1 pseudogene is annotated in these 251 nt (G+C 72.5%); it reads left to right on the top strand.

The features are described from left to right. Positions 1-136, top strand: a pseudogene (locus N4G66_RS45530) (regulator); the annotation flags it as partial. Positions 137-251: the final 115 nt, after the last annotated feature.

Here is a 251-nt window from a genome sequence, read left to right on the forward strand (position 1 = left end):
AATGTGCCGGGCCGATCCCGAACTGGGGATGGCCGTGACCCGGTGGACCGGCGAGATCGTCGCCCACCGGCTCCAGTCGGCCCGGACCCGGCTGCTCGACCTGTACGCGCCCTACGGCAGCGGCGACGCACGCTGACCGCGATCGTCGAGCAGTCCGCCCGCGTCATGGCGCACGCCAAGGTGAAGCGGCTGCCCGTCGTCGAGATCGGGACGGCCGCTGGGCTCGGATGGGGCCGATCGGCCCTAGTGCA

Source organism: Streptomyces rhizosphaerihabitans (assembly GCF_025399795.1).
Lineage (GTDB): Bacteria > Actinomycetota > Actinomycetes > Streptomycetales > Streptomycetaceae > Streptomyces > Streptomyces rhizosphaerihabitans.